Raw genomic sequence first — 24,358 nt, forward strand, 5'->3', positions numbered from 1 at the left:
GGCGTAATGGATTGGTCATTTGTCCATGAGACTAAAAAAAAGAAGAGGGACACGAAATAGCCCTCTTCTCCTGCATTCTTATTTTTTGGTGATATCCGCATATTTGAAGTCAACATTCCCAAGTCCATCCATCACGACATCTTTCAAGTTTTCGTTCTGCACCCAAGAGTTCGCATAGAAGTAGATTGGCATGATTGGCATTTCGTCCATCAGGATTTGCTCCGCCTGCAGTAGAATTGCTTTGCGCTTCTCCAGGTCTTGCTCCAGAGCAGATTGGTTCAGGAGCTCCTTGTACTTTGGATTTTCCCAACGTGTATCGTTGTTTCCGCCGTCTTTTTCCTGGAACATATCCAAGAAGTTGATGGGATCATTGAAGTCACCCAACCAGCCTCCCCGAGCGATTTGATACTTACCTTGGTGAACGTCTTCTAAGTATACCTTCCATTCTTTATTTTCGATCTTTATATCTACACCGAGGTTTTTCTTCCATTGAGCCTGTATTTCTTTTGCGATCTTTTTATGACCTTCGGATGTGTTGTAGATGAGTGTGATTGGCGGGAGTTTGGAGATACCCTCTTCCTTCATACCTTCTACCAGTAATTTCTTTGCAACTTTAAGGTCATTATCTTTGAAGTAACCGTCTTTGTTCAACACCATGCTCGGAGGTACATAGCCTGTTGCCGGTACTTGACCAGCTTTCAGGATATCGGTGGTGATGCTTTCACGTTTAATTGCATACGCGAACGCCTTACGAATTTTTGCGTTGGTAAACGGTGCTTGCTCTGTATTGAAACGATAAAAATAGGCACCGGCGATTGGCTGTGTCTTCAAGATGCCAGCTTCCCTCAAACTCGGAAGTGCATCGGTTGGCAGCGAGGAGTTTGGAGCACCCGCCCAATCCAGTTCGTCGTTATCAAACATGGCCAACTCCGTATTCTCATCCTCTATCATGGTGAATTCGATCTTGTCCAATTTTACGTTAGCTTTATCCCAGTACTTCTCGTTCTTTACAACAGTCAGCTTGCTCTTGTGTTCCCATGTTTCCATTTTGAATGGTCCGTTGCCAACAACCGTCTTTGCCTCGTCAGCCCATTTTTTGTTGCCTTCGACTACCTTCTTGTTCACTGGGAAGTATGTTTTAAAAGCAACCAGCTCCGGGAAAAATGGTGTCGGGTTTGTCAGTTCTACTTTTAGCGTCTTATCGTCAATCGCCTTTACGCCAACGTCTCCCGCCTTGCCAATCCTCTTGTTGAAGTCTTCTGCACCTTTCAAATAGTACAGTTGATATGCATAGCTGGAATCTGTCTTTGGATCGAGAGCACGTTTCCAAGCATATTCGAAGTCATATGCCGTTACTGGATCGCCGTTGCTCCATTTTGCTTCACGAATCTTGAATGTATAAGTCTTCCCATCCTCAGAAACGGTAAAGCTCTCAGCAGCGGCTGGGTGCAGCTTTCCATCTGTTCCGAGACGTGTCAGACCTTCGAATGTAGCTGTGATGATCGTACTAGAGGTAGTATCCTCCGCAATTCCTGGGTCTGCTGTAGGCGGCTCCCCTTGCAAATTCATTCTTAAAACTTTAGGTTCAGCTGCTTGGATAGCGCCTTCGTACCCTGTCATCATTCCACCGAAAACGAGGACTGAACTCAAAGCCAGAAAAACACTCTTTTTCATCATACACACCCCTATTTCCTTAATGAAAATCTTCCAAAAATTAGTATACATGAAAAGTGTAAAAATTTGGATATCATATAGACAAAAAAAGAAGAGAGGTGAGTATAACACCGCTCTTCTTTTACATGCATAGCTATTATTTCTTTTCTGCGATATCTGCGTATTTGTAGTCTACAGCACCCAGACCATCGATGATTACGTCTTGAACCTTGTCGTCTTTCACCCAAGATTGTGTGTAGTAGTAGATTGGCATAATTGGCATTTCATCCATCAGGATTTGCTCCGCTTGTGCCAGGATTGCTTTACGTTTTTCTGGGTCTAGCTCCAGAGCGGATTGGTTCAGGAGTTCTTTGTACTTCGGATTTTCCCAACGAGTATCGTTGTTTCCGCCGTCTTTTTCCTTGAACATTTCCAGGAAGTTGATTGGATCGTTGAAGTCACCCAGCCAGCCTGCACGAGCCACTTGGTATTTACCTTGGTGTACGTCATCCAGGTATACCTTCCACTCTTTGTTCTCGAGCTTCACGTCTACGCCGAGGTTTTTCTTCCATTGGTCTTGGATTGCTTCAGCAATCTTTTTGTGACCTTCGGAAGTGTTGAAGGAAAGAGTAAGTGCCGGGAATTTGCTGAGACCCTCTTCTTTCAATCCTTCTTCGAGCAATTTCTTCGCTGTCTCGATGTCATTATCCTTGTAGAAACCGTCTTTGTTCAGTGCCATGCTTGGTGGTACATAGCCTGTTGCAGGCAATTGACCAGCTTGCAGGATGTTGTCGATCAGGCTTTGACGATCGATCGCATAAGCAAACGCTTTACGGATTTTTACGTTGTTGAACGGTGGTTTTTCTGTGTTGAAACGGTAGAAGTAAGTACCCGCGATTGGTTGAGTTGTCATTTTGCCGGATTCTTTCAAAGCCGGGATCGCGTCTGTTGGCAACGCAGATGTTGGAGCACCTGCCCAGTGCAGTTCACCGTTTTCGTACATGGACAACTCAGTATTCTCATCCTCTACCATGGAGAATTCGATTTTGTCCAATTTTACATTGTCTTTATCCCAGTAGTTGTCGTTTTTGGAAACTACGAGCTTGCTCTTGTGCTCCCAAGAATCCATTTTGAATGGACCGTTACCAATAACTGTTTTCGCATCGGTAGCCCATTTCTCGTTGCCATCTACTACTTTTGGATTAACTGGGAAGTATGTTTTGAATGCAACCAGCTCCAGGAAGAATGGAGTTGGGTTCGCCAATTCTACTTCGAGTGTTTTATCGTCAACTGCTTTTACGCCAACGTCTTCTACTTTACCCTTGCCTTTGTTGTAGGCTTCTGCGCCCTTCACATAGTACAATTGGTATGCATAGTTGGAAGCTGTTTTTGGATTAAGAGCGCGTTTCCACGCATATTCGAAATCTTTAGCCGATACAGGATCGCCGTTGCTCCATTTGTTATCACGGATTTTGAATGTATATTTTTTACCGTCCTCAGAAACAGTATAGCTCTCTGCTGCTGCTGGAGCATATTTACCGTCTTTACCAACGCGAGTCAGACCTTCGAAGGTAGCTGTGATGATTGTGCTGGAAGTTGTATCTTCCGCGATACCTGGGTCAGCTGTTGGTGGCTCGGAGTGCAGGTTCAGTTTCAGTAATTTAGGGCCAGTTGCTGGTGCAGAATTTTCTGTCTTTCCTGCCGATGCATTGCTATCTGCTGGTGCCGCCTGGTTTCCGCCACCGCATCCTGCGAGTGCCGCACCAAGAACGAGGATAGAACTCATTGCCACGAAAACATTCTTTTTCATACAAGTAATCCCCCTTTTCTAAATCTTTTATCAATATACATGGTTTTATATATTTTTTAAATATGTTTTAGAATGATTTAATAAATTTTTATTTATTTATAAAGAGAATTAATGAATTATAAAATATATTGATCGATAAATAAATTTTCCAGAACATCCCTATCTCGATATCCCTACGAAAAACCGCATAATATCAAGCTTTTTTAGAGTTGAGGATTCAACCATCATTTATCGATCTATTTTTTCACTCACCCAATTTTATCCACAGTCAGTAAAATCGCAATAGTAATTTAATTTATAATTTTATAATTCCTAACATCATCATCAATTCTCTGCTCAATTGTTCTCTCTTATAAATGGTTTATAAAAAAAGAAGAGTGCCGTAGCACTCTTCTCTTGTTACAACTTGTTATGCGCTTTTTCTTATTGAATGTCTGCCCATTTCCAGTCTACGAAACCGAGACCGTCGAGTACTACACCTTTTACTTTGTCTTTTTTCACATAAGAATGAGTGTAGTAGTAGATTGGCATTGCTGGCATTTCGTCCATGAAAATGGCTTCTGCTTGTGCCAGGATTTGTTTGCGTTTTTCTGGGTCTTTTTCCAAAGCAGACTGGTTCAGCAGCTCTTTGTACTTCGGATTTTCCCATTTCGTGTCGTTGTTTCCGCCATCTTTGTCCTTGAACAGGTCCAAGAACGTGTATGGATCGTTGTAGTCACCAGTCCAGCTGGAACGTGCGATTTGGAATTTACCTTGGTTTACATCTTCCAAGAATACTTTCCATTCTTTGTTCTCCAGCTTAATGTCTACGCCGAGTGCTTTCTTCCATTGGTCTTGGATCGCTTCGGCAATTTTCTTGTGACCTTCAGACGTGTTGAAGGAAAGAGTAAGGGTCGGCATTTTGGTAATGCCTTCTTCCTTCATACCTTCTTCCAGCAATTTTTTCGCTACTTCTGCATCGCCGTCTTTGAAGTACGGGCTTGTTGCCACTGCCATTGTTGGCGGGATCAGACCCATTGCTGGTTCTTGGTTTGCTTGCGTGATGTTGTCGATGATAGATTTACGATCGATTGCATAAGCAAACGCCTTACGGATTTTCGCGTTGTTGAACGGCGGAACTTCTGTATTGAATTTGTACAGGTACGTACCCGCGATCGGGCGTGTTTGCATTTGGCCAGATTCTTTCAATGCAGGAATCGCATCGGTAGGAAGTGAGCTCAAAGGTGCTCCGGACCAATCCAAATCGTCATTGTCAAACATGGACAGCTCTGTATTTGCATCTTCAACCATGGAGAAGTTGAGCTTGTCGAGTTTTACAACGTCTTTATCCCAATAGGTATCGCTCTTCACGAGAACCAATTTGCTCTTATGTTCCCATTTTTCCATTTTGAATGGACCGTTACCTACGTGTGTAGCTGCTTCGCCCGCCCATTTATCGCTGCTTTCCACTACTTTTTGGTTAACTGGGTAGTACGTATAGAACGCAGTCAGCTCCAAGAAGAATGGTGTTGGGTTTTTCAAAGTCACGACGAGTGTTTTATCGTCTTTCGCTTTTACGCCAACATCTTCAGCTTTTGCTTTACCCTTGTTGTATTCTTCTGCATTTTTCAGGTAATACAATTGGTAGGAGTAGTTAGATGCTGTTTTCGGATTGAGCGCTCGCTTCCAAGCGAATTCGAAATCCTTTGCAGTAACTGGCTCCCCATTGCTCCATTTGCTGTCACGCAGGGTGAATGTATAAGTAAGACCATCTTCAGATACGTCAATTTTTTCTGCTACAGATGGATGTGGTTTGCCATCTTCGCCAATACGAGTGAGACCATCAAATGTTGCACGCAGAACCGCACTGGAAGTAGAATCCTCAGCCAATGCAGGGTCAGCAGTTGGTGGCTCGGACATCATGTTCATTCTCAATTCTTTAGGACCGCTTGTTTGCTCCTTAGAAGCATTCCCTTGCTCGCCTGCTTTCTCACCGCCGCCGCCACAACCTGCCAGCGCCGCACTCAGAACCAGGATAGAACTCATTGCTGCAAAAACGCTTTTTTTCACGGTGTTGACCCCCTATTTTTCTATCGGTAAAACTTCATTGCAAGCTACTCCACAAATATACTGCATTTTTAGTAATATTGAAGACATTTTAAGTAAAATTAATTATGTTTTATTCAAACATCAAATTCTATTAAAGGAAATAAATTTGGTATTTTCATCATGATGAAGTATGCCTCGTATATAAAAATTTATGCAGGAATGAAACAACCCCTCCGGCCAGAAGGCGAAGGGGTTCACTATGATTAAATTTGGGCTCGTCGATACTCGTTCGGCGCTACACCAACGATTGCTCGAAAATCTCGAATGAAGTGAGAGTGATCGTAGTAGCCAAGAGAGGTAGACAGGTCCAGCCAATCTTGGACTGTTCCCTGGTCAATCTGCTCTGCTGCCTCATGCAGTCTGTATCGTTGGATGACCGACTTCGGACTGACACCTACATAACGATCAAACAAACGCTGCATCGTCCGCATGTTCATTCCGGTCAACTGTACCGCATCCTCGACCTTGAGTACGGATCGATCTGCCTGGATCATCCTGACAATTTCACTGATGCGCGCTACATTCGGGTCAGGCTCCGGCAAATATTCGAATAGAAAGGCTTCTACCCTTTTTATCATTTGCTCATCATCTGGCAGGCTTAGCACTTCTTTCTCAAGCTGCTCGGTTGAAACACCAACACCAAATAAGGCTTCCAGACTCGAAGAAGTACCACTCAACTTTGATACCGGGGCATTCAGAAACGGATAAAAACCTCCTGGCCTGAATTTCACTCCAAACACTTGGCCTTGTCCCGCTAAAAGATGCGAGGAAGTCGTGCGGGCTACACCAAAAATGCCAGTTGCTCCTTTTTCAAACACGAGATTCACATTAGGATGAGCCAGTACGGTTTGCGAGTAAGGAAGTTGTGTACGCAAATCCCACCTGACGACCCAGTAGTGCTGCACGAAGTAGCTAATTTCGGCAGATGGCTCGTATCTGTCCAGCGAAAATTTCTTCTGCCCAATCATGGCATGCAGTACACCCTTTGGGAGCTTGGCAGTCTGATTTTCCAAGGTGCGCCTCCTGTCGTGTTTTTACAATACACACTACCGAATTCTTCTTATAGTAAGAGTAGTAGTTGGGAGACTTGATTACAATTCCCAAATGAAAAAATCAGGGGGTAAAACGATGGATCTTCGCTTCGATTTCTACATTGGTGCTACGCCAGAGCAAGTCTGGCATGTCCTTACTTCCGATGAAGGCGTAAAGAGCACCTTCTTTGGCTGTACGATTCAGTCGACTTTTCAAGTAGGCGATGAGATGGCTTACGTTGGTCCGGGGAAAGACGGTGACGACACGGTTCATGTATACGGGAAGATCTTGCAGCTCGAACCTCATCATATTTTCAGTTTCACTGAACATCCTGGTCCTGCCTATTACAAGAATCATGCGGAATTACAGTCTCGTGTCACCATTACCTTAGAACCGGTTGGCGGCTGCACCAAGCTGACTTTGATTCAGGATCAATGGACAGAAAACCACCCCTCCCACGAAAGTGCCAGCAACAATTGGCCAATGATGCTCTCATCGATCAAGACGTATGCGGAGACAGGCAAGACACTTGATTTTGGCTACTAATAGAAAAGAATCCCGAAACCAGCAATTTCGTTGGCCTCGGGATTTTTGTTTTTTTGTTACTCCGTCATTTCTGCCCACTTCAGGTCAATAAATCCGAGTCCGTCCACTTGAACGCCTTTCACCTTGTCGCTTTGTACCCAGACATCGACATCCGTGAACATGGGGATCAAAGGCATGGCATCCATGAAGATTTGCTCAGCCTCTCCAAACAGCTGCTTGCGCTTCTCTGGATCAATTTCTACTGATGCCCGTTTCAGCAGCTCTTGGTAGCGTGGGTCTTCCCAGCCCGTGTCGTTGTTGCCTGTATTACCATCCCGGAACATTTCCAGGTAATTCATTGGATCATTAAAGTCTGCATTCCAGCCGATACGGCCTATTTCGTAATTAAGTTGATGCATATCCTGTATGTGAACAGTGGCCTCCTTCACCATGAGCTTTACTTCAATGCCAAGTTTTTGTTTCCATTGGTCCTGAAGCGCCTCGGCAATTTTCTTATGTCTGTCGCTTGGGTTGTACGTCAAGGTGATCGGAGGCAGCGTTGTCACGTTAAGCTCCTTCATACCTTCTTCCAACAGCTTTTTGGCCGTTTCTACATCATTATCTTTGAAGTAGCCTTCTTTTTTGATAATCATGGATTGCGGCAACATCCCCATCGTTGGCACTTGGCCCACTTGTGTGATGTTATCCACGATGGTTTTACGGTCAACCGAGTATGCCAAGGCTTTACGAATTTTCACATTGCTGAGCGGCCCTTTTGTCGTATTCAACTTGTACCAGTACATCGTCGCTTTTGGATGAACAACGAGTTTGCCCGCGTCTCTCAGTGTCGGGATCGCATCGGTGGGAAGTCCACCGAGTGGCTGACCTGCCCAATCCAGCTCACCGTTTTCGAACATGGACAGGGCTGTATTATCGTCCTCGATCATCGCGATCTCGATGCGATCGAGCTTCACGACGTCTTTATCCCAGTATTGCTCGTTCTTTTCAAGCACGATCTTGCTCTTGTGCTCCCACGCTTTCATCTTAAATGGACCGTTGCTTACGTGCGTCGCCGCTTCGTTTGCCCATTTTGGATTGGCCTCCACTACTTTTTGGTTAACCGGGTAGTACGTGTAGAAAGCCGTCAGCTCCAGGAAGTAAGGCGTTGGATTCTCAAGTGTGACTTCCAGTGTTTTGTCATCGATTGCCTTCGCACCGAGTTCGTCGGGCTTCGCCTGGCCTTTGTGAATCAGCTGCGCATTTTTAATGTAGTACAGCTGATAAGCATACTCAGCCCCAAAAGTCTTGCCGAGTGCACGCTTCCATGCATACACGAAGTCATGGGCAGTGACTGGATCACCATTGCTCCATTTGGAGTCGCGGAGCGTGAACGTATACACCAGTTTGTCATCCGAGATTTTCACATCGGATGCTACTGAATTCACTGGCTTTGCGTTTGCATCAAAGCGAGTCAAGCCATCAAACGTAGCACGAACGATCGCTCCCGCAGTGGCATCCTTCGCAAGACCAGGGTCCGCTGTCGCAGGCTCACTCATAATGTTCGCCCGAAATAATTGCGGCTTTGCATTTGCAGACTTTTCAGCTGGCGCCGCGGTTCCCTCAGTTGGAGGGGTTGTCGTTGATGGCTGCGTACTCGTGGAGCATCCAGCTAACACGCTTCCGGCGACCAGCATCGCGCCAAGAAACAACTTGAGATTTCTTTTCATCAGAAAATTCCCCCTTATCTATATTTTCTCATTTCAAACACAATATACTCGACGGGAATTGGGTTGAAAACGGGGTTCGTATAGATTTAATTTAATTTTATGAAAATTCACTACATTATAAATAAAAGTAAAACCCAACCAGCTTTTCGGCCAGTTGGGTTTCGTTGATCGATCAATTATTTGTTGATTTAGAACGCTGGAATAATCGCGCCTTTGTATTCATCTTCAATGAACTTTTTCACTTCAGGTGAGTTCAGTTCTTTTGCCAGCTTTTGCATTGCTTCGGAATCCTTGTTGTCAGGACGAGCTACCAAGAAGTTTGCGTATGGAGTATCTTTATCTTCAATAAACAGAGCGTCTTTGGTTGGAACAAGTTTTGCTTCCAGCGCATAGTTGGTGTTGATCAACGCCAGATCTACTTCTTCCAGAACGCGTGGCAACATCGCTGCTTCTACTTCTTTGAACTTCAGGTTTTTCTTGTTCTCAACAACGTCTTTCACTGTACCGCTGATGCCAGCGCCTTCTTTCAGCTTGATCACGCCGTTTTTCTCCAAGAGTGCGAGTGCGCGACCACTGTTTGTTGGATCGTTTGGCAGCGCGATAGTTGCGCCATCAGCTAATTCATCCACTGATTTCACTTTTTTGCTGTAAGCGCCGAATGGCTCGATGTGTACAGCCACTACTGGCACCAGGTTCATGTTTTGTCCTTTATTGAAGTCTTCCAGGTAAGGCTTGTGCTGGAAGAAGTTTGCGTCGAGTTGTTTCTCGTTCACTTGAACGTTAGGTTGTACGTAATCGGTGAACTCTTTGATTTCCAGGTTCACGCCTTGTTCTTTCAGTTTTGGTTGAACGAATTTCAAGATTGCTGCATGTGGAACGGGAGAAGCGCCTACCTTCAATGTTACTTCCTGTTGTCCGCCTTGTGCGCCACCTTCAGCTGGAGCAGGTGCAGTTTCGGTTTTGCCTCCGCAAGCTGCCAAAGAAAATGCCAACACAGTAGAAAGTACAGATACGACTAGCTTTTTCATGAATGATTTCCCCCTTGCATGTATTTGTCTTATTCTTTGATAACTTTTATGGAAAAATCCTACTTACGGCTGAACTTGAGAACCAGACGGTCCCCCAGCGATTGTAAGATCTGTACCATCACCAGCAAAATAACAACAGTCACAATCATGACATCGGTTTGGAAACGTTGATAACCGTATCGGATCGCCAAGTCACCCAGACCACCACCGCCAATTACCCCAGACATTGCAGTGTAGGATACCAACGTAACCGTCGTGATCGTAATACCCGCGATCAGGCCTGATCTAGATTCTGGCAAAAGGACATTCCAGACGATCTGCCAATTGGAAGCTCCCATGGATTGTGCGGCCTCAATCACGCCTTTATCAATCTCACGCAGAGAGGTTTCCACCAACCGTGCGAAAAACGGAGCGGCACCAAATACGAGTGGCGGAATAGCACCCAGTACGCCGAGTGAGGTTCCTACGATCATTTTCGTCACAGGAATCAGCAAAATCATCAAAATGATAAACGGTACCGAACGCAATACGTTGACAACGAATGATGCGATCGAATAAAAAGTGCGGTTTTGCAGAAGCTGTCCGCGTGAGGTCAAAAATAGAATGATTCCCAGCGGCAAACCAATCAGGACGGTAAACAGGGTGGAAAAGCCGAGCATCGTGAGCGTATCCATCGTGCCTACGCCGATTTCAGCCCAATCCACATTTTCGAATGTCCAGTCCATTTATATCACCTCTACTTCCAAGCCACGTTGGCGCAGCGTCTCAATGGTCTTTTGATTCTGTGCGACATCGCCTTCCAGCTCGATCACCAACTGACCATACGGTGTATCCTTCATGCGGGAGATTGTTCCCTGCAAAATGCTGAATACCGTACCGGTCTCTTGCATCGTTTGGAACAGGATCGGCTGGTACGTTTTTTCTCCGAGGAAGGTGACACGAGCAATCGTGCGGTTCCCCGAGGCCTTTTCGTGCGCGACTGCTTCACGCAGCTCTGTAGAATCCGCTACTTGTTCCACGAATTCTTGTGTCGTTAGATGCTGCGGACGAAGGAATACATCCAGTACGTTACCCGACTCGACGATCTTTCCTCCATCAATGACGCCAACACGATCACAAATGGAGCGAATGACGTGCATCTCGTGGGTAATCAACACAATGGTCAAGCCCAGCTTACGGTTGATGTCCAAGAGGAGTGCCAGAATGGAGTTCGTCGTCTGCGGATCGAGAGCCGATGTAGCTTCGTCACAGAGCAGCACTTTTGGATCATTCGCGAGCGCCCGAGCAATCCCTACACGCTGCTTCTGTCCGCCAGACAGTTGGGACGGATATTTGTCCTTATGTGCCTCCAAGCCAACCAGCTTTAGCAGCTCGTTCACTTTCTTATCAATCTCTGCCTTCGGACGCTTTGCCAGCTTGAGCGGAAAAGCAACATTTTCGCCGACTGTTGAAGAAGACAGCAAGTTGAAGTGCTGAAAAATCATGCCGATTGCGCGGCGCTTTGCTTGCAGCTTCCCTTCATCCAGCTTTGTCAAATCGACGCCGTCCACAATAACTTCCCCTGAAGTTGGACGCTCCAGCAAATTGATGCATCGGATCAACGTACTCTTCCCTGCACCAGAGTGTCCGATAATCCCGTATATTTCTCCTTGCTCTATGGAAAGGTCGATCCCCGTTAACGCTGGGATGGTTTTCCCTTGTACTTGATAGCTTTTATGCAAATGACGCAGTTGGATCAACGCATCCACCTCCCGACCACAATCTAAATAAAATCAGAAAACCCCTTTTTTCATAAACGAAAAAGGGGCTGCAACGCAATGTTATACGTTCGCATCCACCCTTCTCATCTATACAAGATCCAAACGATCTTGTAGGAATTGGCACCGCGACGTTCATCCGAAAATGAACCGGCTGCCGGGCTTCATAGGGCCTGTCCCTCCGCCTCTCTTGATAAGAAAGATATCTACGTATATTATGTTCGTCTTTTCTATTTCATGATGATACAAAACGGATTATATCCTTTTCGGAAATATCACGTCAATAGTAATAGAAGGAAAAGTTTTTTAATCCATGACGCCGTTGCGGATGATTTTTGACTTTACGTGGAAGCGAAACGTTGCATCCTGAAACATCTTTCGCCATTCAGCCTGCGTCATGTTGGCCATTCCTCTTTTCTCTGAACGATAGATCGAGCCGAAGCCAATTGGGTCAACATCGAGGCTCTTCAGTTTGCTTATGAGTTTATGCAATTCTTTTTCAAGCTCTTTCTCCAGTGCATGTTCCATGATTTTCAGCAACTTGGCATTTTCTAGCTTTAGCGGGATGGTTAACTCCAAAATTCGGGCATGCAACTTGACATGAATATCGAAGATTGGTGGGGATATTTGGCTTAATTTGATTTTCGCATGGCTGGAAATTGTATCGAAAACGAGCTGCACCTGGTCTTTTTTGCTGTTGTGGTTTTTGGGTGACTCCCCAAAAATAGCAGTAGGAACAGAAGTATCATAGCTGCCGATGCGGAACTTTCCGTGGATAAGTTTGAGTAGAAAGGCTTCCTTGGGTGTAACCCATGACACATAACGATCACCTTTGAATAAGGCGATGCCTTTGATTTTCAGTTCATCTCCCTTTCTTTCTATGTACGGCATGACCGGGTCGATCCCTTTTTCATAGTAAGCCCGGAAAAACTCATGCATGGTTGAAGAAGGAATTTTTTCCCCACGGATATTTTGCTCAATCAAACGATACAGGTAGATTCCAATATTCCCTTGTTCTGAATAAGGATACGTCAGCATATCATATGTTTCGCCTGCAAACACACAAAGATAAATCCTGCTAGAAAGGGACGAGTCCCGATACAACGTGTCAATGATGCTGCCAAGTCCCTGCTTTGAAAAGTTTTCACTGTAGAGGGCAACACGAATTTGCCCACCCAATACTCTTTTGTCTGATTGCAAATTCATCTTATCCCGGATTCCTTTGCTGGTTTCCCCTGTGGCTGATAAGATCTGTATCTTATGCCTTGCCTCTGGATTAATGGAAGGCATGACAGACGTCCCGCGAATTTTGCCATCTTTTAACAGATCATAGCCGACAGCCGTTGCAAGTCCTGTTTCATCGAAAATTTGCCGATCCGAGCAGCCTGTTACAATCAAGATGCCCGAACACCACAGCGCCAAAAACCGCTTCAACAAGGGCATCGCGTATTTTCGATCATGTCGCATCAGGCACTTTCCCCTTTGCTCGTCGATTTCGCCGGTTGCGTTCGCTGCTTTAGCAGAACCATGATGTACAAAAAATAGGGGTACAGGAATGCAACATACATACTCGTTTTCCCATACCAATCATTGATCATATTCATCTCCAACCTTGTAAACACCGTCAATGAAGTAATATAGATCAGGGGCATAATCCAATTCAACGATGTTCGCAAGTTGAATCCGAAGAGGCGTTTGAGTCCACGTGCAGAGCACCACAAATACAACATAATATTGGGCAAGATGACGATGAGCCACAAAGAAATGACAACCAGCTCGAACCTTTCCAGAACGGGGAGGTACACCATCTTGTGCAGATTGAGTGTCGCCCAGATCGTCCGCATAAGCTGACCCTGACTAAAGAAGACCAGGGACACGAGCATGATAAGCAAATACGCCAGATACGTCACCAGCACCGCCCACTGGGTACTTTTGTTGACCCTATCTTTATTTTCTACAAAGGGGTAAACCACGTAGATCACCTCAAAGCCAACACTGGTCAAAGACATGGCCAGCATTCCTTTGAAAAGGTTCTCCAAACTGCTGTCCATAATCGGAAACAAATACTCCCAATGCGCGTATTGCAAAGGAAAATATAGATCGCATAAGAGCCATATCGTTACCATAATCGAAAAAAATGTATAACCGGCTATAACTCTAATTCCTCCTACAATGGTGTAATACACGAGAAAAAGGATAATTCCAGACAAAATCCACGTAGGCAAATTCGGAAACACCCACGTTTGGACCACTTCGATGTAGCTGCGTAGAATAACTCCCGCCGATATAAAAAAATAAGTCAAATAAAGGAGGCTAATGCCTGTTCCAAGCCACCTTCCAAACACATCTTCTTGAATCCCGTACAGATCGGCTGAAGGGTATTTTTGTAAGGTCTTGATAATGATCCAGACCGTTACATGAGTAACCAAGCCAGCAAGTATGACCGAAATCCAGGCATCATGCCCTGCTTCTTTGGCAATGACTCGTTGAAAGCCCAGAACACCCATCCCAACTTGAGTGCCATGCACCAGAATCCCGGCAAGAAATGCTGATATCGTATTGCTCTTCGTTACATTCAAATTGATCTTCATAGCCGCCTCGCTTACTCGTCAATGTCTTTCTTCTCTTTGGCTTTGTCTCTGTCAAAACGCGATATTCGTTTTGGATTAAAAAACTTGAGGCGTTCCGAAAGGGAGGATAAGGGAGCACGAATAAAGCCATCCTTCCAATCAGTAAATCGCACGGGGTAAATGGGGTACATATACGGACGCCCCAAGCTAGTCTGACGTAGCAAATGGCTAGCTAGAAAGCTAAATCCAACTACAATCCCTAATGCACCCAGCACCCCCGCCAGTAAAATCATCGGAAAACGAACCACCCGGATTGTAGAACCGATCATATAGCTAGGCGCGATAAAAGATGACAAAGCTCCGAGGGCAACGATAATAATCAAAATATTGCTGGTGAATCCGGCCTGTACGATAGCTTGTCCGATAACAATACCGCCCACAATACCAATCGTCTGACCAACCTTGGTCGGCAGCCTCGCTCCCGCTTCCCGCAAAAGCTCAATGATCAACTCCATCAAAATGGCCTCCCACAGTGGTGGAAAAGGTACCCGAGAGCGCGATTGCGCGAGCGAAAGTAACAGATCAGCCGGAATCATCTCGTAATGATAGGTCAGAGCTGCCACATAAATCGGTGTCAGCATCAGGGACAAAATCATGGCAAAGATGCGCATGAGCCTGTTGAAGGTAGCGAGACTCCAACGCAAGTAATAGTCATCTGGCGACTGAAAAAATTGCAAGAGGGTGGTTGGCCCGAGCAAAGCGAACGGGCTCCCCTCCACGAGTATGGCAATCTGTCCTTGGCGCAAACCGTGTATGACACGGTCTGGACGCTCTGTTTGCTGAAGAGTAGGAAATAATGATTTCTCATTGTCTGCGATATGCTGAGCCAGTATGGTAGAATCCAGACTGGTGTCCAATTCCAGATCATCAATCCGTTGACGCACCGTATTCACATTTTCCTCATCGGCCGTCCCGCTCAAATACAGTATCGATACATTCATCGGTATGCTTTTTCCCACGCTCAATCGTTCATGGAACAACCTTGGGGTAGACATATATTTGCGAATGATGCAGATGTTCACGTTCAGTTCTTCTACAAAGGCGATCTGTGGGCCTAGTACAACGGTTTCGATTTCGGGCGCTTGAATGCTTCTGCCAACCGTGCCATCACTAGGGAACGACAAGCCATAGGACGAGTCCTCCACTTGAATGACAATATGACCGCTTAGTAAACGTTCAATGGCTTCCCCTTCATCAAAAACCCGGTTACTGCTAGACGCTCCTAGGTGCCGAGCAATTTCCTCCACTCCGCTTTCTTCCAAACAAATCTCACGTAGCTTCGGGATGAGCTCACTGTAAACAACCTTGGCATCCGCCATGGTCGATAAATAGAAAAGTCGCACGCGGTCTTCAGGCTCATCGATATGTTCAGTGACCAAGTCGCTTGTATGTGTAAACCAATTGCGTGCACTCTCCCGATCCATCGACACTGTCACCTCAGCACGTAGAAAATCATGGTTAGTCTTTCCTAAAAAACACAAAAAAAACAGCACGCTTAGTTTTGCGTGCTGCTTTTCTTTTCTCCCACAGGTTGATCTGTTGCTTCTGTAGGAGGTGCGATTTTTTCTTGGACAAACGTCTGAACCTGATCGACATCCGGAACCAGAACGGAGCCTGCTTTATGCGATTCACGGAACATCCCCATTGGTGGTAATTGATAATTGCCTGGCTCTAACGTATTCAATTTTAATCCGAGTGAAGACAGCTTCAGCATGTCCATTGAGCTAATATTGGTTTGCACATATGGTGTTACTTCCTTCAAAATCGTAGGAAGCTGCATCAGCGTCGTACCATTCTTCATCTGATCGACGACTGCCGTCATTAATTTCCGCTGACGTTCTGTCCGTGTATAATCGGAGGTCGCATCATGACGGAAACGAACATATTGCAAGGCTTTGTCTCCATCCAGCTTTTGCAGACCCTTTTTCAGATTAATATCGTACGCACCTTTGTCTGTCGGGTCATGATAATACATATTTTTTTCTACATCGATCTCGACTCCGCCCACTGCATCAATCAGAGCCTTGAAGCCTTCAAAGTCAGTAATCACGTAACGATCTACTGGAATTCCAGTGAACTGACTAACCGTTTCCATTGCCAGCTCAGGTCCACCCTCTACAATCGCAGAGTTGATCCGCGAGCTACCTCTTCCGGGAATATCTACATACGTATCACGCAGGATTGAAAACATGTCATAACGTTTCCCCGTAGGATCAATGCTGACCAGCATCATGGAGTCAGAACGAGGAAGCCCGTTATTTTTCATTCCTCTGCGGTCTACTCCCATCAGCAGGATATTGACACGTTCCTTGCCATCCCACTCTGGTATTTCTGCTGCTTTGGTGGGATTCCCACCACTAGGCGGTGCGATGTTAGGCTCTTGAATATTTTGAGCAAATTGATAAAAAGAGTATCCGTAGTATCCAGCTGTCGTAGCCATCACGACAAGCAGAAGAAGCAACACTCGTTTCCATATTTTCATAAAGTCCACCTTTATTCTCTATATCCTCAGTTAATGTCATCTCTCCACTTTGTCTAGTATACTCGAATTCGACAAAAGTGGAGCAGCCTTTATTTGGGTACCTGTGACATTACATACATTTTAATTTACAAAGTTTAGAATGTTCGCTATACTATTCTTATCCTTAATGGTAAGGGGTGTATTCGCGTGATATCACCATCAGCTTTCCTCAATCGCTATCCACGTGAGGCCATTTTCTTCCTCATCGCCAGCTTCATTAACTCCTCCGGGAGCGCCTTCATGTGGCCACTTACTACCTTATACGTACATACCATTTTGCAACGCTCGATGACAGAAGCTGGATTCGTCTTGATGATCCAATCTCTGGCCGGAATCTTTGGCCAATTTATCGGCGGATCGTTGTTTCATCGACTAGGTGCCAAGCGTCTTATCGTCAGCGCATTGATTATTCAAGGACTTATTCAATTTTCCATTCCTTTCGTTCAGAGCTGGCCTGTCTACCTGATACTCATGATGGGGCTTGGATTTACGTTCAACCTGTCGTTTCCTGCCATTCAGGCATTTATCGGTTTTCGCTGGAAAGAACAGCGTCGAGAATTGTTTAACATCGTCTATGTCGGAAACAATCTAGGGATGGCAATCGGTACCGCGTTGGCTGGAGTCATTGCCACTTTATCCTTCCAGCTTACTTTTTGGTTCAACAGTACGAGCACCTTATTGTTTGCCCTGTTCTTCTTCCTTTTTATGAAGAATATTTCTCATCAAGAGCTGGTCGGAGAGCAACAGGAAGAAAAGCAAAAACACCGCGAGAAAAACAACTTTACCCTGTTATTGCGCTACCAATTGTACTTGTTTATGGCATTAGGCGCAGCACTCATTTTCTTTTCCAATACGGTATGGAACACAGGCGTCGCCCCTTATATTACCGAGCAGGGGATGCCTCTGTCTTCATATAGCTGGCTGTGGACCATCAACGGTATCATCATTTTTGCTGGGCAACCCATCACGTCCTGGATCAAGCGGCTCGTGAATCAGAGCTTGTCTGCTCAACTCGTCGTTAGTGCTATCGCGTATGCTGTCGGTTTTGGGTGTATGCTCGCCTACCACGGTAGTTATTACGCATTTGTTGTCGGAATGGTTATCACTACATTTGGAGAAATGCTCATCTCGCCCACTATTCCTACTTTTATATCGGAAAAAACTGGGGAGAATGCACCGTTTTATTTGGGAGTCGTAGGGGCGATTACAACTGGCGGGAGACTGCTGGGGCCTTTGGCTATGGGGTTCATGTACGATCAAGGTGGAATTAATCCAACCCTGTTCTTGGCAACGCTTGTCTCTGCGGGTTCGGTCCTGCTCTGTCTGTTACATGCTTATTTTCATCGAGAAAACCGAACTGAGGTTGAAGCTAAATACTGATTTCATCTGCAAAGAAGCCGCTCGATCCTTTTACAGGACCGAGCGGCTTTTTAATGGGACTATTTCTTTTCCTTAATAATGGGTACTTCCCAATTAACCTTATGCTCTTTGGACATCGAGTCGAAACTAACGGTCATTTCCTTCACATTTGGACTTTCACTCCAAACCTTTAGCTCGCCTGTGAATTTGAGTGTGCTGCCCTCTTTAACCTTCTGATCGAAAGTGAATACGCCCCTTTCCACATCATCACCCTTATCCTTATCAGTGGACACATCCCAATAGTCTGGAATTCCGAGCATATCATTGGCAAGCTTGCCCTCTACTTCAATCAGGTAAGACAGGTTACCCTCGTCGTCGGTTTCCTTCTTCACGGATTTGAAAGCAAACTCATTTCCGTCGCTTTTGACGGTAATCGGTTTCTTTTCCATCTCAGCCAGTGGCAGCTTTGCCTGGAACGTAGACTTTTCTACTGTGTAGACTCCATCGAGCTTCAGTGTCAGGTTCTTTGCAGGATCTAACGGTCTGAGAATACGCCTCCTTGTTCCCTTGGAGGACCTCCTCAATGATCAGCCTGTCGTCCTGCATCTGTCGTCCTGCATCTGTCTTCCTCCCCATATCCAAAACCTGTATCGAGGGCTACAGGTTCAAAAAGGTACGCTGCGCAGCTATCGCCTTTTTGCTTGTACACTTTAGTACGACGGAAAATGATGGAAAAAGATCGCAACTTTTTTGAAAAACTTTATGTAAGTGTAAAAAGTCGAAGGAGGCAGTGGAGGTTTGTATTACCTAAGAGTTATTTGCGGCATTCGGGTAGCCTAAATAGCAATCCAGAAGAAATCACTGCAGACGTCCTATGCTACTATAGGAATGTCTTTCGAGAACGAGAGAAAGAGAGGGCAAACATACGTGATGGAAGCGAATGATCATGTAGCGCCAAATCCACATTGGAAAAAGAACATTATTCTCTTTCTAAGCAGTCAGGCGATTTCACTTTTTGGATCATCTTTCGTTCAATATGCGATGATGTGGTATATAACGCTGAATACGCAATCCGGTATCATGATGACGTTATATATCATTTGCGGTTTCATCCCTACTTTTCTTTTATCCCCCGTTGCCGGAGTTTGGGCAGACCGCTACAATCGCAAACTGTTGATCATCTATGCAGATGCTATGATCGCCTTTGCAACGCTTATACTCGCAGTCGTCTTTTTAATGGGATACAATGCGACCTGGCTACTCTTTCTCATGGCTGCTATCCGTGCAGTCGGAGCCGGTATTCAAACCCCTGCTGTTGGAGCTATTTTGCCGCAAATCGTACCAAGCGACCAACTGACCAGAATAAATGGCATAAACGGAAGCTTACAGGCTGTTATTATGTTCGTATCCCCGATGGTGAGTGCTGCCTTACTTACTATGTCCACCATTGAAATGATCTTCTTTATTGATGTCATAACTGCAATGCTTGCTATTGGTACACTGCTCGTCTTTCTCAAGATTCCTTTACACGCAAAAGCTTCCGAAATACAAAAAACGAGCTACTTCAGCGATTTTAAAGAAGGATTAGTCTACATTAAAAACAATGATTTTCTGAAGAAGTTCTTTTTATTCTTCGCCTTCTTCTTTATCTTGATGGCCCCGGCTGCATTTTTGACCCCACTGCAGGTTACACGGAGTTTCGGCGACGAGGTTTGGCGGTTAACGGCAATCGAAATTGCTTTTTCAGTTGGGATGATGGCTGGCGGCGGAATTATTGCCTCTTGGGGAGGCTTTACAAACAGAGTGCACACCATGACATTCGCGAGCTTTATCATGGGCGCCTGCACATTAGCCCTTGGTATCATTCCGAACTTTTGGATTTATCTAGTCTTCATGGCTCTATTTGGCGTAGCCATGCCCATTTTCAATACCCCGACAATGGTCTTGGTTCAAGAAAAAGTGGATGAAAACTATTTGGGAAGAATATTTGGTGTGTTCGGCATGATTTCTACTTCGATGATGCCAATGGGTATGCTTATTTTTGGACCGATCGCAGATGTTGTTAAGATTGAGTGGCTTCTGGTTGTAACGGGGTTATTCATCTTGATACTGGCTATGTTATTAGGGAAAAATAAGGTTTTAATTCAAGCTGGAAAGCCTACATTGAATGAGTCTCCATGAATAAAGTCTCCCATCGACGGGAGATTTTTTCATACCAAAAAAGCTGCCGAGGAATTCTCAGCAGCGTGGTAAAACAATGGCAACGATGTTCAGTTGTTTCTCACTGGTGGGCAGGTGAGTGACTTTCCGTTATCTTGCGGACCAAGTCCAATAATGTACGGTACCGCTACACGGCTCCACTCTGCCGGATTCGGTGCAGTGTCCACCTCTTCTGGCGAGCATGATTGGAGCATGGAGGTATCGATACTGCCTCCTGGATCAAGCGCCACTGCTGCCATTCCCTCAGGTAATTCAGCTGCCAATGATTGCGTCAATCCTTCGATGGCGAACTTCGATGCGCAGTAAGGCGATAAAAACGCTTCCCCGTGTCTTCCCCAGTACGAGCTGATATTTACGACGACTCCGCCATTTGCGCGCTGAACCATAAACGGTAAAAAGGCACGAATGACATAGAAAACACCATTTACATTGATGTCCATCACTCTCGAAAACTCACTTGCCGCAAGCCCAATGACAGGGCTATTCCGGTTTATAATGGAGGCATTGTTAATCAACAAATCGGGAACGCCCACCTCGGCTTTGATTTCCTCTGCCCACTTTTCCACCTGCTCCATTATCGAAACGTCGACGACAGAAAAATGATGCTGTTCTCCGAATTGCTGACGCAGTCCTTGCACCTCTTTTTCCGAACGACCGCAGCCTGCAACCGTCCAGCCTGCTTCGTGAAAACGCTCGACCATTTCCCTGCCTAAACCACGTGTCACGCCTGTAATCACTACCAGCTTGCTCATTCTCTCTTCCCCTCCGTTATTATACTTATTAAACATTTTAGTATAATAACAAAAGGAAATCAATCCCAGCGCACAAAAAAGACGCCCGTTGCCGAGCGCCTGGTGATGCTTCGTGCTTTTTTATTTGTAAGTGTCGTAAGCGTTGGTCAACAGTCCAGCGATTGTTGCCAGCTCGTTGTTCTCGATCTGATGACGCTCAACCATGGTCATGATTTTGCCGTCTTTCATGATCGCGAAGGATGGGGAAGACGGTGCATAGCCTTCGAAATACTCACGTGCTTTTGCAGTCGCTTCCTTGTCTTGACCTGCGAATACAGTGAAGATGTTATCCGGCTTTGTAGCGTGATTCAAGGAATGTACAACTGCTGGACGAGCGAGTCCTGCCGCGCAGCCACAAACAGAGTTCACGACTACCAGTGTCAGGCCTTTTGCATTTGGCAATGCTTGTTCTACTTCTTCAGCAGAGCGAAGCTCTTGGAAACCGTTGCGAGTCAACTCATCGCGCATCGGTTGAATTACTTGGCTCATATATGCTTCATAAGACATCATTGGGCAACCTCTCCTTTATATCACGAAGTTCAACTTACTTATTATTATAACCCGATCACACCTACCCGAGAAAGCAGGAGCTACACTTCCATCAAAATGGTAAGAATCATTGGATTACGGCCTGTCTTTTCGTAAATGAACGGCTTGATCACTTCATTAATCTGTGACTTCAGCTCAGACCATTCTTTGATTTTCTTATCCAATGCTTCCTGCAGACGACCACGAACGAGCTGTGTCGCTTCCTGAATCAAGGATTCCGAACCGCGTACGTATACGAAGCCACGGCTCACGATATCTGGGCCCGTCAAAATTTTGAAGTTCTTCATATCGAGGCTGACAACCACGACCATCAAGCCATCCTCAGCCAAATGCTTGCGATCGCGCAGAACGATATTGCCGACGTCGCCGATACCACTGCCATCAATGAGGACAATCCCTGCTTGCACTTTACTGAGCCACGCTTTTTCGCGGTTGCAATTCAGTACTTCGCCGTTGTCCATAATAAAGATGTTGCTCTCCTCGATCCCAACCTGTTGGGCCAGCTTGGAGTGAGTCTTGAGCATCCGGTATTCCCCGTGGATCGGGATGAAATATTTCGGACGAATGAAGTTGAGCATGAGCTTCAACTCTTCGCTGCTGCCATGACCCGATGCGTGAATATCAAATTCGTGACTCAATACTACGTTGGCACCTGCACGGAACAGCTTGTCTATCGTGCGGCTTACGTTGATCGTATTTCCTGGGATCGGAGATGCAGAAATGATCACCGTATCTTCCGGATAAATGGAAACGGTACGATGCGAACCGGCTGCAATCCGGGTCAACGCTGCCATCGGCTCACCTTGGCTGCCTGTGCAAATAATCAGCACTTGATTGTCTGCGTAGTTGTCGATGTGCTTAATATCAATCAGCATGCCCTCTGGCATCTGGATATAGCCCAGTTCTTGTCCAATCAAGAAAACCTTTTCCATACTGCGGCCAATAACCGCCACTTTGCGATTGCATTGCTCCGCAGCATCTACCACCTGTTGGAGGCGATGTACGTTGGAAGCGAAGGTAGCCAGAATGATGCGACCACGCGCTTTGCGTACCACATCGAGAATCCCTTCCCCTACCGCTCTCTCTGACATCGTAAATCCAGGACGCTCACTGTTCGTACTATCAGACAAAAGCGCCAAAACGTCACCGCTCGCACCAATGCGTGCAATTTTTCCGTACTCTGTTGTTTGTCCGACTGGTGTCATGTCAAACTTGAAGTCACCTGTGTGAATGACCATTCCCTCTGGTGTATGGAGCACAATTCCCAAAGAATCAGGAATACTGTGGTTCGTCCGGAAGAATGTCGCCTTCAGCTTCGCAAAAGGAATTTCCGTATCTTCCGAAATCGGAATCAGCTTCACTTCATTTTGCAAACGGTGCTCTTCCAGCTTCGCCTTGACCAAGCCCAGGGTCAGACGACCACCGTAAATCGGCACCTTGATTTGCCGTAAAATATAAGGAATCGCACCAATGTGATCCTCATGTCCGTGCGTTAATAAAAGTGCTTTAATCTTGTGCTGGTTATCCACTAAATAGGAAACATCCGGGATAACCAGGTCAATACCAAACATTTCATTCTCAGGGAATTTCACCCCGCAGTCAATGATGATGATTTCGTCCTCATACTCGACGCAGTACATATTTTTTCCGATCTCGCCGAGGCCGCCCATCGCGAAAATCTTAACGTCGCTCAAACTCTTTCCTCCTAACATCGTCGTGCATGATTATGGGAATCCGAACCAAGCATGCCATTCTTATTATATCACAACGTATGACGTTCGTTTCACACAGTCTTGTCTATTCCACACATTCATCTTCGGTCAATAATTGAATACTGATACTCCAAATCAGCAACTCTTTCATCGGTAACGACACTGGCTCTCGCCCAGAAGTCGTCCTTTGCATAGGAATCGCCCGTCCATACCTCCGTAATTTCTCCTGAAGAGAGCTTTAGTGGTACGGCTTCGATTTCTTTTACTACGACGCCACTTTTGTTTTGCAATCGCAGTTTCAAATCAATCTCCACCGGCTGATCCGACTGATTCCGTACCAGGATGAGACTTGTATACGGATACCCTGCACAATTTTTGGTACAATCTTGTCTGCTGTATACGATGGCGAGATCAATGGGCTTCTCATTGTCCATCTTCGCCGCTCTCCACTTGTCTTTTGCTTTTTGTACGACGGTGACGTACTCCGCTTTTTTCAAAAAGGGTCCCATACCTAAAAAGGCAGCAGCAAAAAAGCTAAACAAGCCAAAGGCTGTGCATAGAAAAACGAGGTTCATTTTCCAAAACTGTTTTCTCATCGTGATCAAGAAGCCAATATACATGAGGATACAAACAAACACCAACAGGATACAAAAGTATAAAAATAGCTCCAAGTCGGCCGCCGTAGGTAACACCGGAATACCATACTTCATTTGCCAATGTACATTCGCAGCGAAGCAACCTCCGTAAATCAATATGGCTGAAGCAATCGTGGGCCCCCATTTTTTCCAGAAAGGAGGCTTTTGGAATATTGCCGCAAGAACCCCCACCAAAACAGGAACGCCAAATAAGGGAATCAGCAAGTAATGCATCGAAAACCTCCCTCACTTCATTGTCATTATTTTCTACGAATGATATTCCGAAAAGTCTTCAAAATACATGGCAAACCATTTCGAAAA

General features: G+C 45.6%; 20 protein-coding genes and 1 riboswitch. Of the genes, 3 read left to right on the plus strand and 17 right to left on the minus strand.

Features of this window, described 5'->3' with window-relative positions; translation table 11 throughout:
• Window positions 1-78: 78 nt before the first annotated feature.
• The 4 genes from HP398_RS26180 to HP398_RS26195 form a co-directional block, all read right to left on the minus strand.
• The gene (locus tag HP398_RS26180) at window positions 79-1,674 is read right to left on the minus strand and encodes a peptide ABC transporter substrate-binding protein (protein ID WP_173624092.1); all 1,596 of its coding nucleotides are present in this window, start codon (window positions 1,672-1,674) and stop codon (window positions 79-81) included.
• 136 nt (window positions 1,675-1,810) lie between these two features.
• Window positions 1,811-3,463 carry a peptide ABC transporter substrate-binding protein gene (locus HP398_RS26185; RefSeq protein ID WP_173624093.1) on the minus strand — a complete coding sequence of 551 codons (1,653 nt, stop codon included), beginning with the start codon at window positions 3,461-3,463 and terminating at the stop codon, window positions 1,811-1,813.
• A 423-nt stretch (window positions 3,464-3,886) separates the two neighbouring features.
• Window positions 3,887-5,512 carry a peptide ABC transporter substrate-binding protein gene (locus HP398_RS26190; RefSeq protein ID WP_017247268.1) on the minus strand — a complete coding sequence of 542 codons (1,626 nt, stop codon included), beginning with the start codon at window positions 5,510-5,512 and terminating at the stop codon, window positions 3,887-3,889.
• Window positions 5,513-5,754: 242 nt separating this feature from the next.
• Complete coding sequence (locus HP398_RS26195; RefSeq protein WP_017247267.1) at window positions 5,755-6,564, minus strand: helix-turn-helix domain-containing protein; 810 nt, start codon at window positions 6,562-6,564, stop codon at window positions 5,755-5,757.
• A 115-nt stretch (window positions 6,565-6,679) separates the two neighbouring features.
• On the opposite strand from HP398_RS26195, the gene HP398_RS26200 reads away from it, so the two are divergent.
• Window positions 6,680-7,129, plus strand: coding sequence for an SRPBCC family protein (locus HP398_RS26200; protein ID WP_017247266.1), 450 nt, complete (start codon window positions 6,680-6,682; stop codon window positions 7,127-7,129).
• A 56-nt stretch (window positions 7,130-7,185) separates the two neighbouring features.
• Here HP398_RS26200 and HP398_RS26205 read toward each other — a convergent pair whose 3' ends face one another.
• From HP398_RS26205 to HP398_RS26240, 8 genes are all read right to left on the minus strand, one after another.
• Window positions 7,186-8,835 carry a peptide ABC transporter substrate-binding protein gene (locus HP398_RS26205; protein WP_017247265.1) on the minus strand — a complete coding sequence of 550 codons (1,650 nt, stop codon included), beginning with the start codon at window positions 8,833-8,835 and terminating at the stop codon, window positions 7,186-7,188.
• Window positions 8,836-9,023: 188 nt separating this feature from the next.
• Window positions 9,024-9,863 carry a MetQ/NlpA family ABC transporter substrate-binding protein gene (locus HP398_RS26210; RefSeq protein WP_017247264.1) on the minus strand — a complete coding sequence of 280 codons (840 nt, stop codon included), beginning with the start codon at window positions 9,861-9,863 and terminating at the stop codon, window positions 9,024-9,026.
• A gap of 59 nt (window positions 9,864-9,922) precedes the next feature.
• On the minus strand, window positions 9,923-10,588 hold the full coding sequence (locus HP398_RS26215) for a methionine ABC transporter permease (RefSeq protein ID WP_017247263.1): 666 nt from the start codon (window positions 10,586-10,588) through the stop codon (window positions 9,923-9,925).
• A complete protein-coding gene (locus HP398_RS26220) occupies window positions 10,589-11,602 on the minus strand; it encodes a methionine ABC transporter ATP-binding protein (protein ID WP_106834825.1) in 1,014 nt (337 codons plus the stop codon).
• Between the two features lie 101 nt (window positions 11,603-11,703).
• A riboswitch (SAM riboswitch) is annotated at window positions 11,704-11,820 on the minus strand.
• 106 nt (window positions 11,821-11,926) lie between these two features.
• Window positions 11,927-13,087 (minus strand): Ger(x)C family spore germination protein, encoded by a 1,161-nt coding sequence (locus HP398_RS26225; protein WP_173624094.1) that lies wholly within the window; start codon window positions 13,085-13,087, stop codon window positions 11,927-11,929.
• On the minus strand, window positions 13,087-14,211 hold the full coding sequence (locus tag HP398_RS26230; protein ID WP_173624095.1) for a GerAB/ArcD/ProY family transporter: 1,125 nt from the start codon (window positions 14,209-14,211) through the stop codon (window positions 13,087-13,089). The genes HP398_RS26225 and HP398_RS26230 overlap by 1 nt, the downstream gene beginning before the upstream one ends.
• Window positions 14,212-14,222: 11 nt before the next feature.
• Window positions 14,223-15,674: a spore germination protein gene (locus HP398_RS26235; RefSeq protein ID WP_173624096.1), complete on the minus strand. Its 1,452-nt coding sequence runs from the start codon at window positions 15,672-15,674 to the stop codon at window positions 14,223-14,225.
• Between the two features lie 71 nt (window positions 15,675-15,745).
• Window positions 15,746-16,732 carry an LCP family protein gene (locus HP398_RS26240; RefSeq protein ID WP_017247258.1) on the minus strand — a complete coding sequence of 329 codons (987 nt, stop codon included), beginning with the start codon at window positions 16,730-16,732 and terminating at the stop codon, window positions 15,746-15,748.
• Between the two features lie 186 nt (window positions 16,733-16,918).
• Here HP398_RS26240 and HP398_RS26245 point away from each other — a divergent pair, with 186 nt between their 5' ends.
• Window positions 16,919-18,151, plus strand: coding sequence for an MFS transporter (locus HP398_RS26245; protein WP_173624097.1), 1,233 nt, complete (start codon window positions 16,919-16,921; stop codon window positions 18,149-18,151).
• A 59-nt stretch (window positions 18,152-18,210) separates the two neighbouring features.
• On the opposite strand, the gene HP398_RS26250 is transcribed toward HP398_RS26245, so the two are convergent.
• The gene (locus HP398_RS26250; protein WP_173624098.1) at window positions 18,211-18,714 is read right to left on the minus strand and encodes a hypothetical protein; all 504 of its coding nucleotides are present in this window, start codon (window positions 18,712-18,714) and stop codon (window positions 18,211-18,213) included.
• A gap of 346 nt (window positions 18,715-19,060) precedes the next feature.
• Here HP398_RS26250 and HP398_RS26255 point away from each other — a divergent pair, with 346 nt between their 5' ends.
• Entirely contained in the window at window positions 19,061-20,311 is a 1,251-nt protein-coding gene (locus tag HP398_RS26255) for an MFS transporter (protein ID WP_173624142.1), read from the plus strand.
• 89 nt (window positions 20,312-20,400) lie between these two features.
• Here HP398_RS26255 and HP398_RS26260 read toward each other — a convergent pair whose 3' ends face one another.
• The 4 genes from HP398_RS26260 to HP398_RS26275 form a co-directional block, all read right to left on the minus strand.
• Complete coding sequence (locus HP398_RS26260; protein ID WP_173624099.1) at window positions 20,401-21,102, minus strand: SDR family oxidoreductase; 702 nt, start codon at window positions 21,100-21,102, stop codon at window positions 20,401-20,403.
• Between the two features lie 120 nt (window positions 21,103-21,222).
• Entirely contained in the window at window positions 21,223-21,651 is a 429-nt protein-coding gene (locus HP398_RS26265) for a BrxA/BrxB family bacilliredoxin (protein WP_017247252.1), read from the minus strand.
• Between the two features lie 80 nt (window positions 21,652-21,731).
• The gene (rnjA, locus tag HP398_RS26270; protein ID WP_017247251.1) at window positions 21,732-23,402 is read right to left on the minus strand and encodes a ribonuclease J1; all 1,671 of its coding nucleotides are present in this window, start codon (window positions 23,400-23,402) and stop codon (window positions 21,732-21,734) included.
• 98 nt (window positions 23,403-23,500) lie between these two features.
• Window positions 23,501-24,271: a hypothetical protein gene (locus tag HP398_RS26275; RefSeq protein WP_173624100.1), complete on the minus strand. Its 771-nt coding sequence runs from the start codon at window positions 24,269-24,271 to the stop codon at window positions 23,501-23,503.
• Window positions 24,272-24,358: the final 87 nt, after the last annotated feature.

The sequence above is a fragment of the Brevibacillus sp. HB1.4B genome (genome assembly GCF_013284285.1).
GTDB lineage: Bacteria > Bacillota > Bacilli > Brevibacillales > Brevibacillaceae > Brevibacillus > Brevibacillus porteri.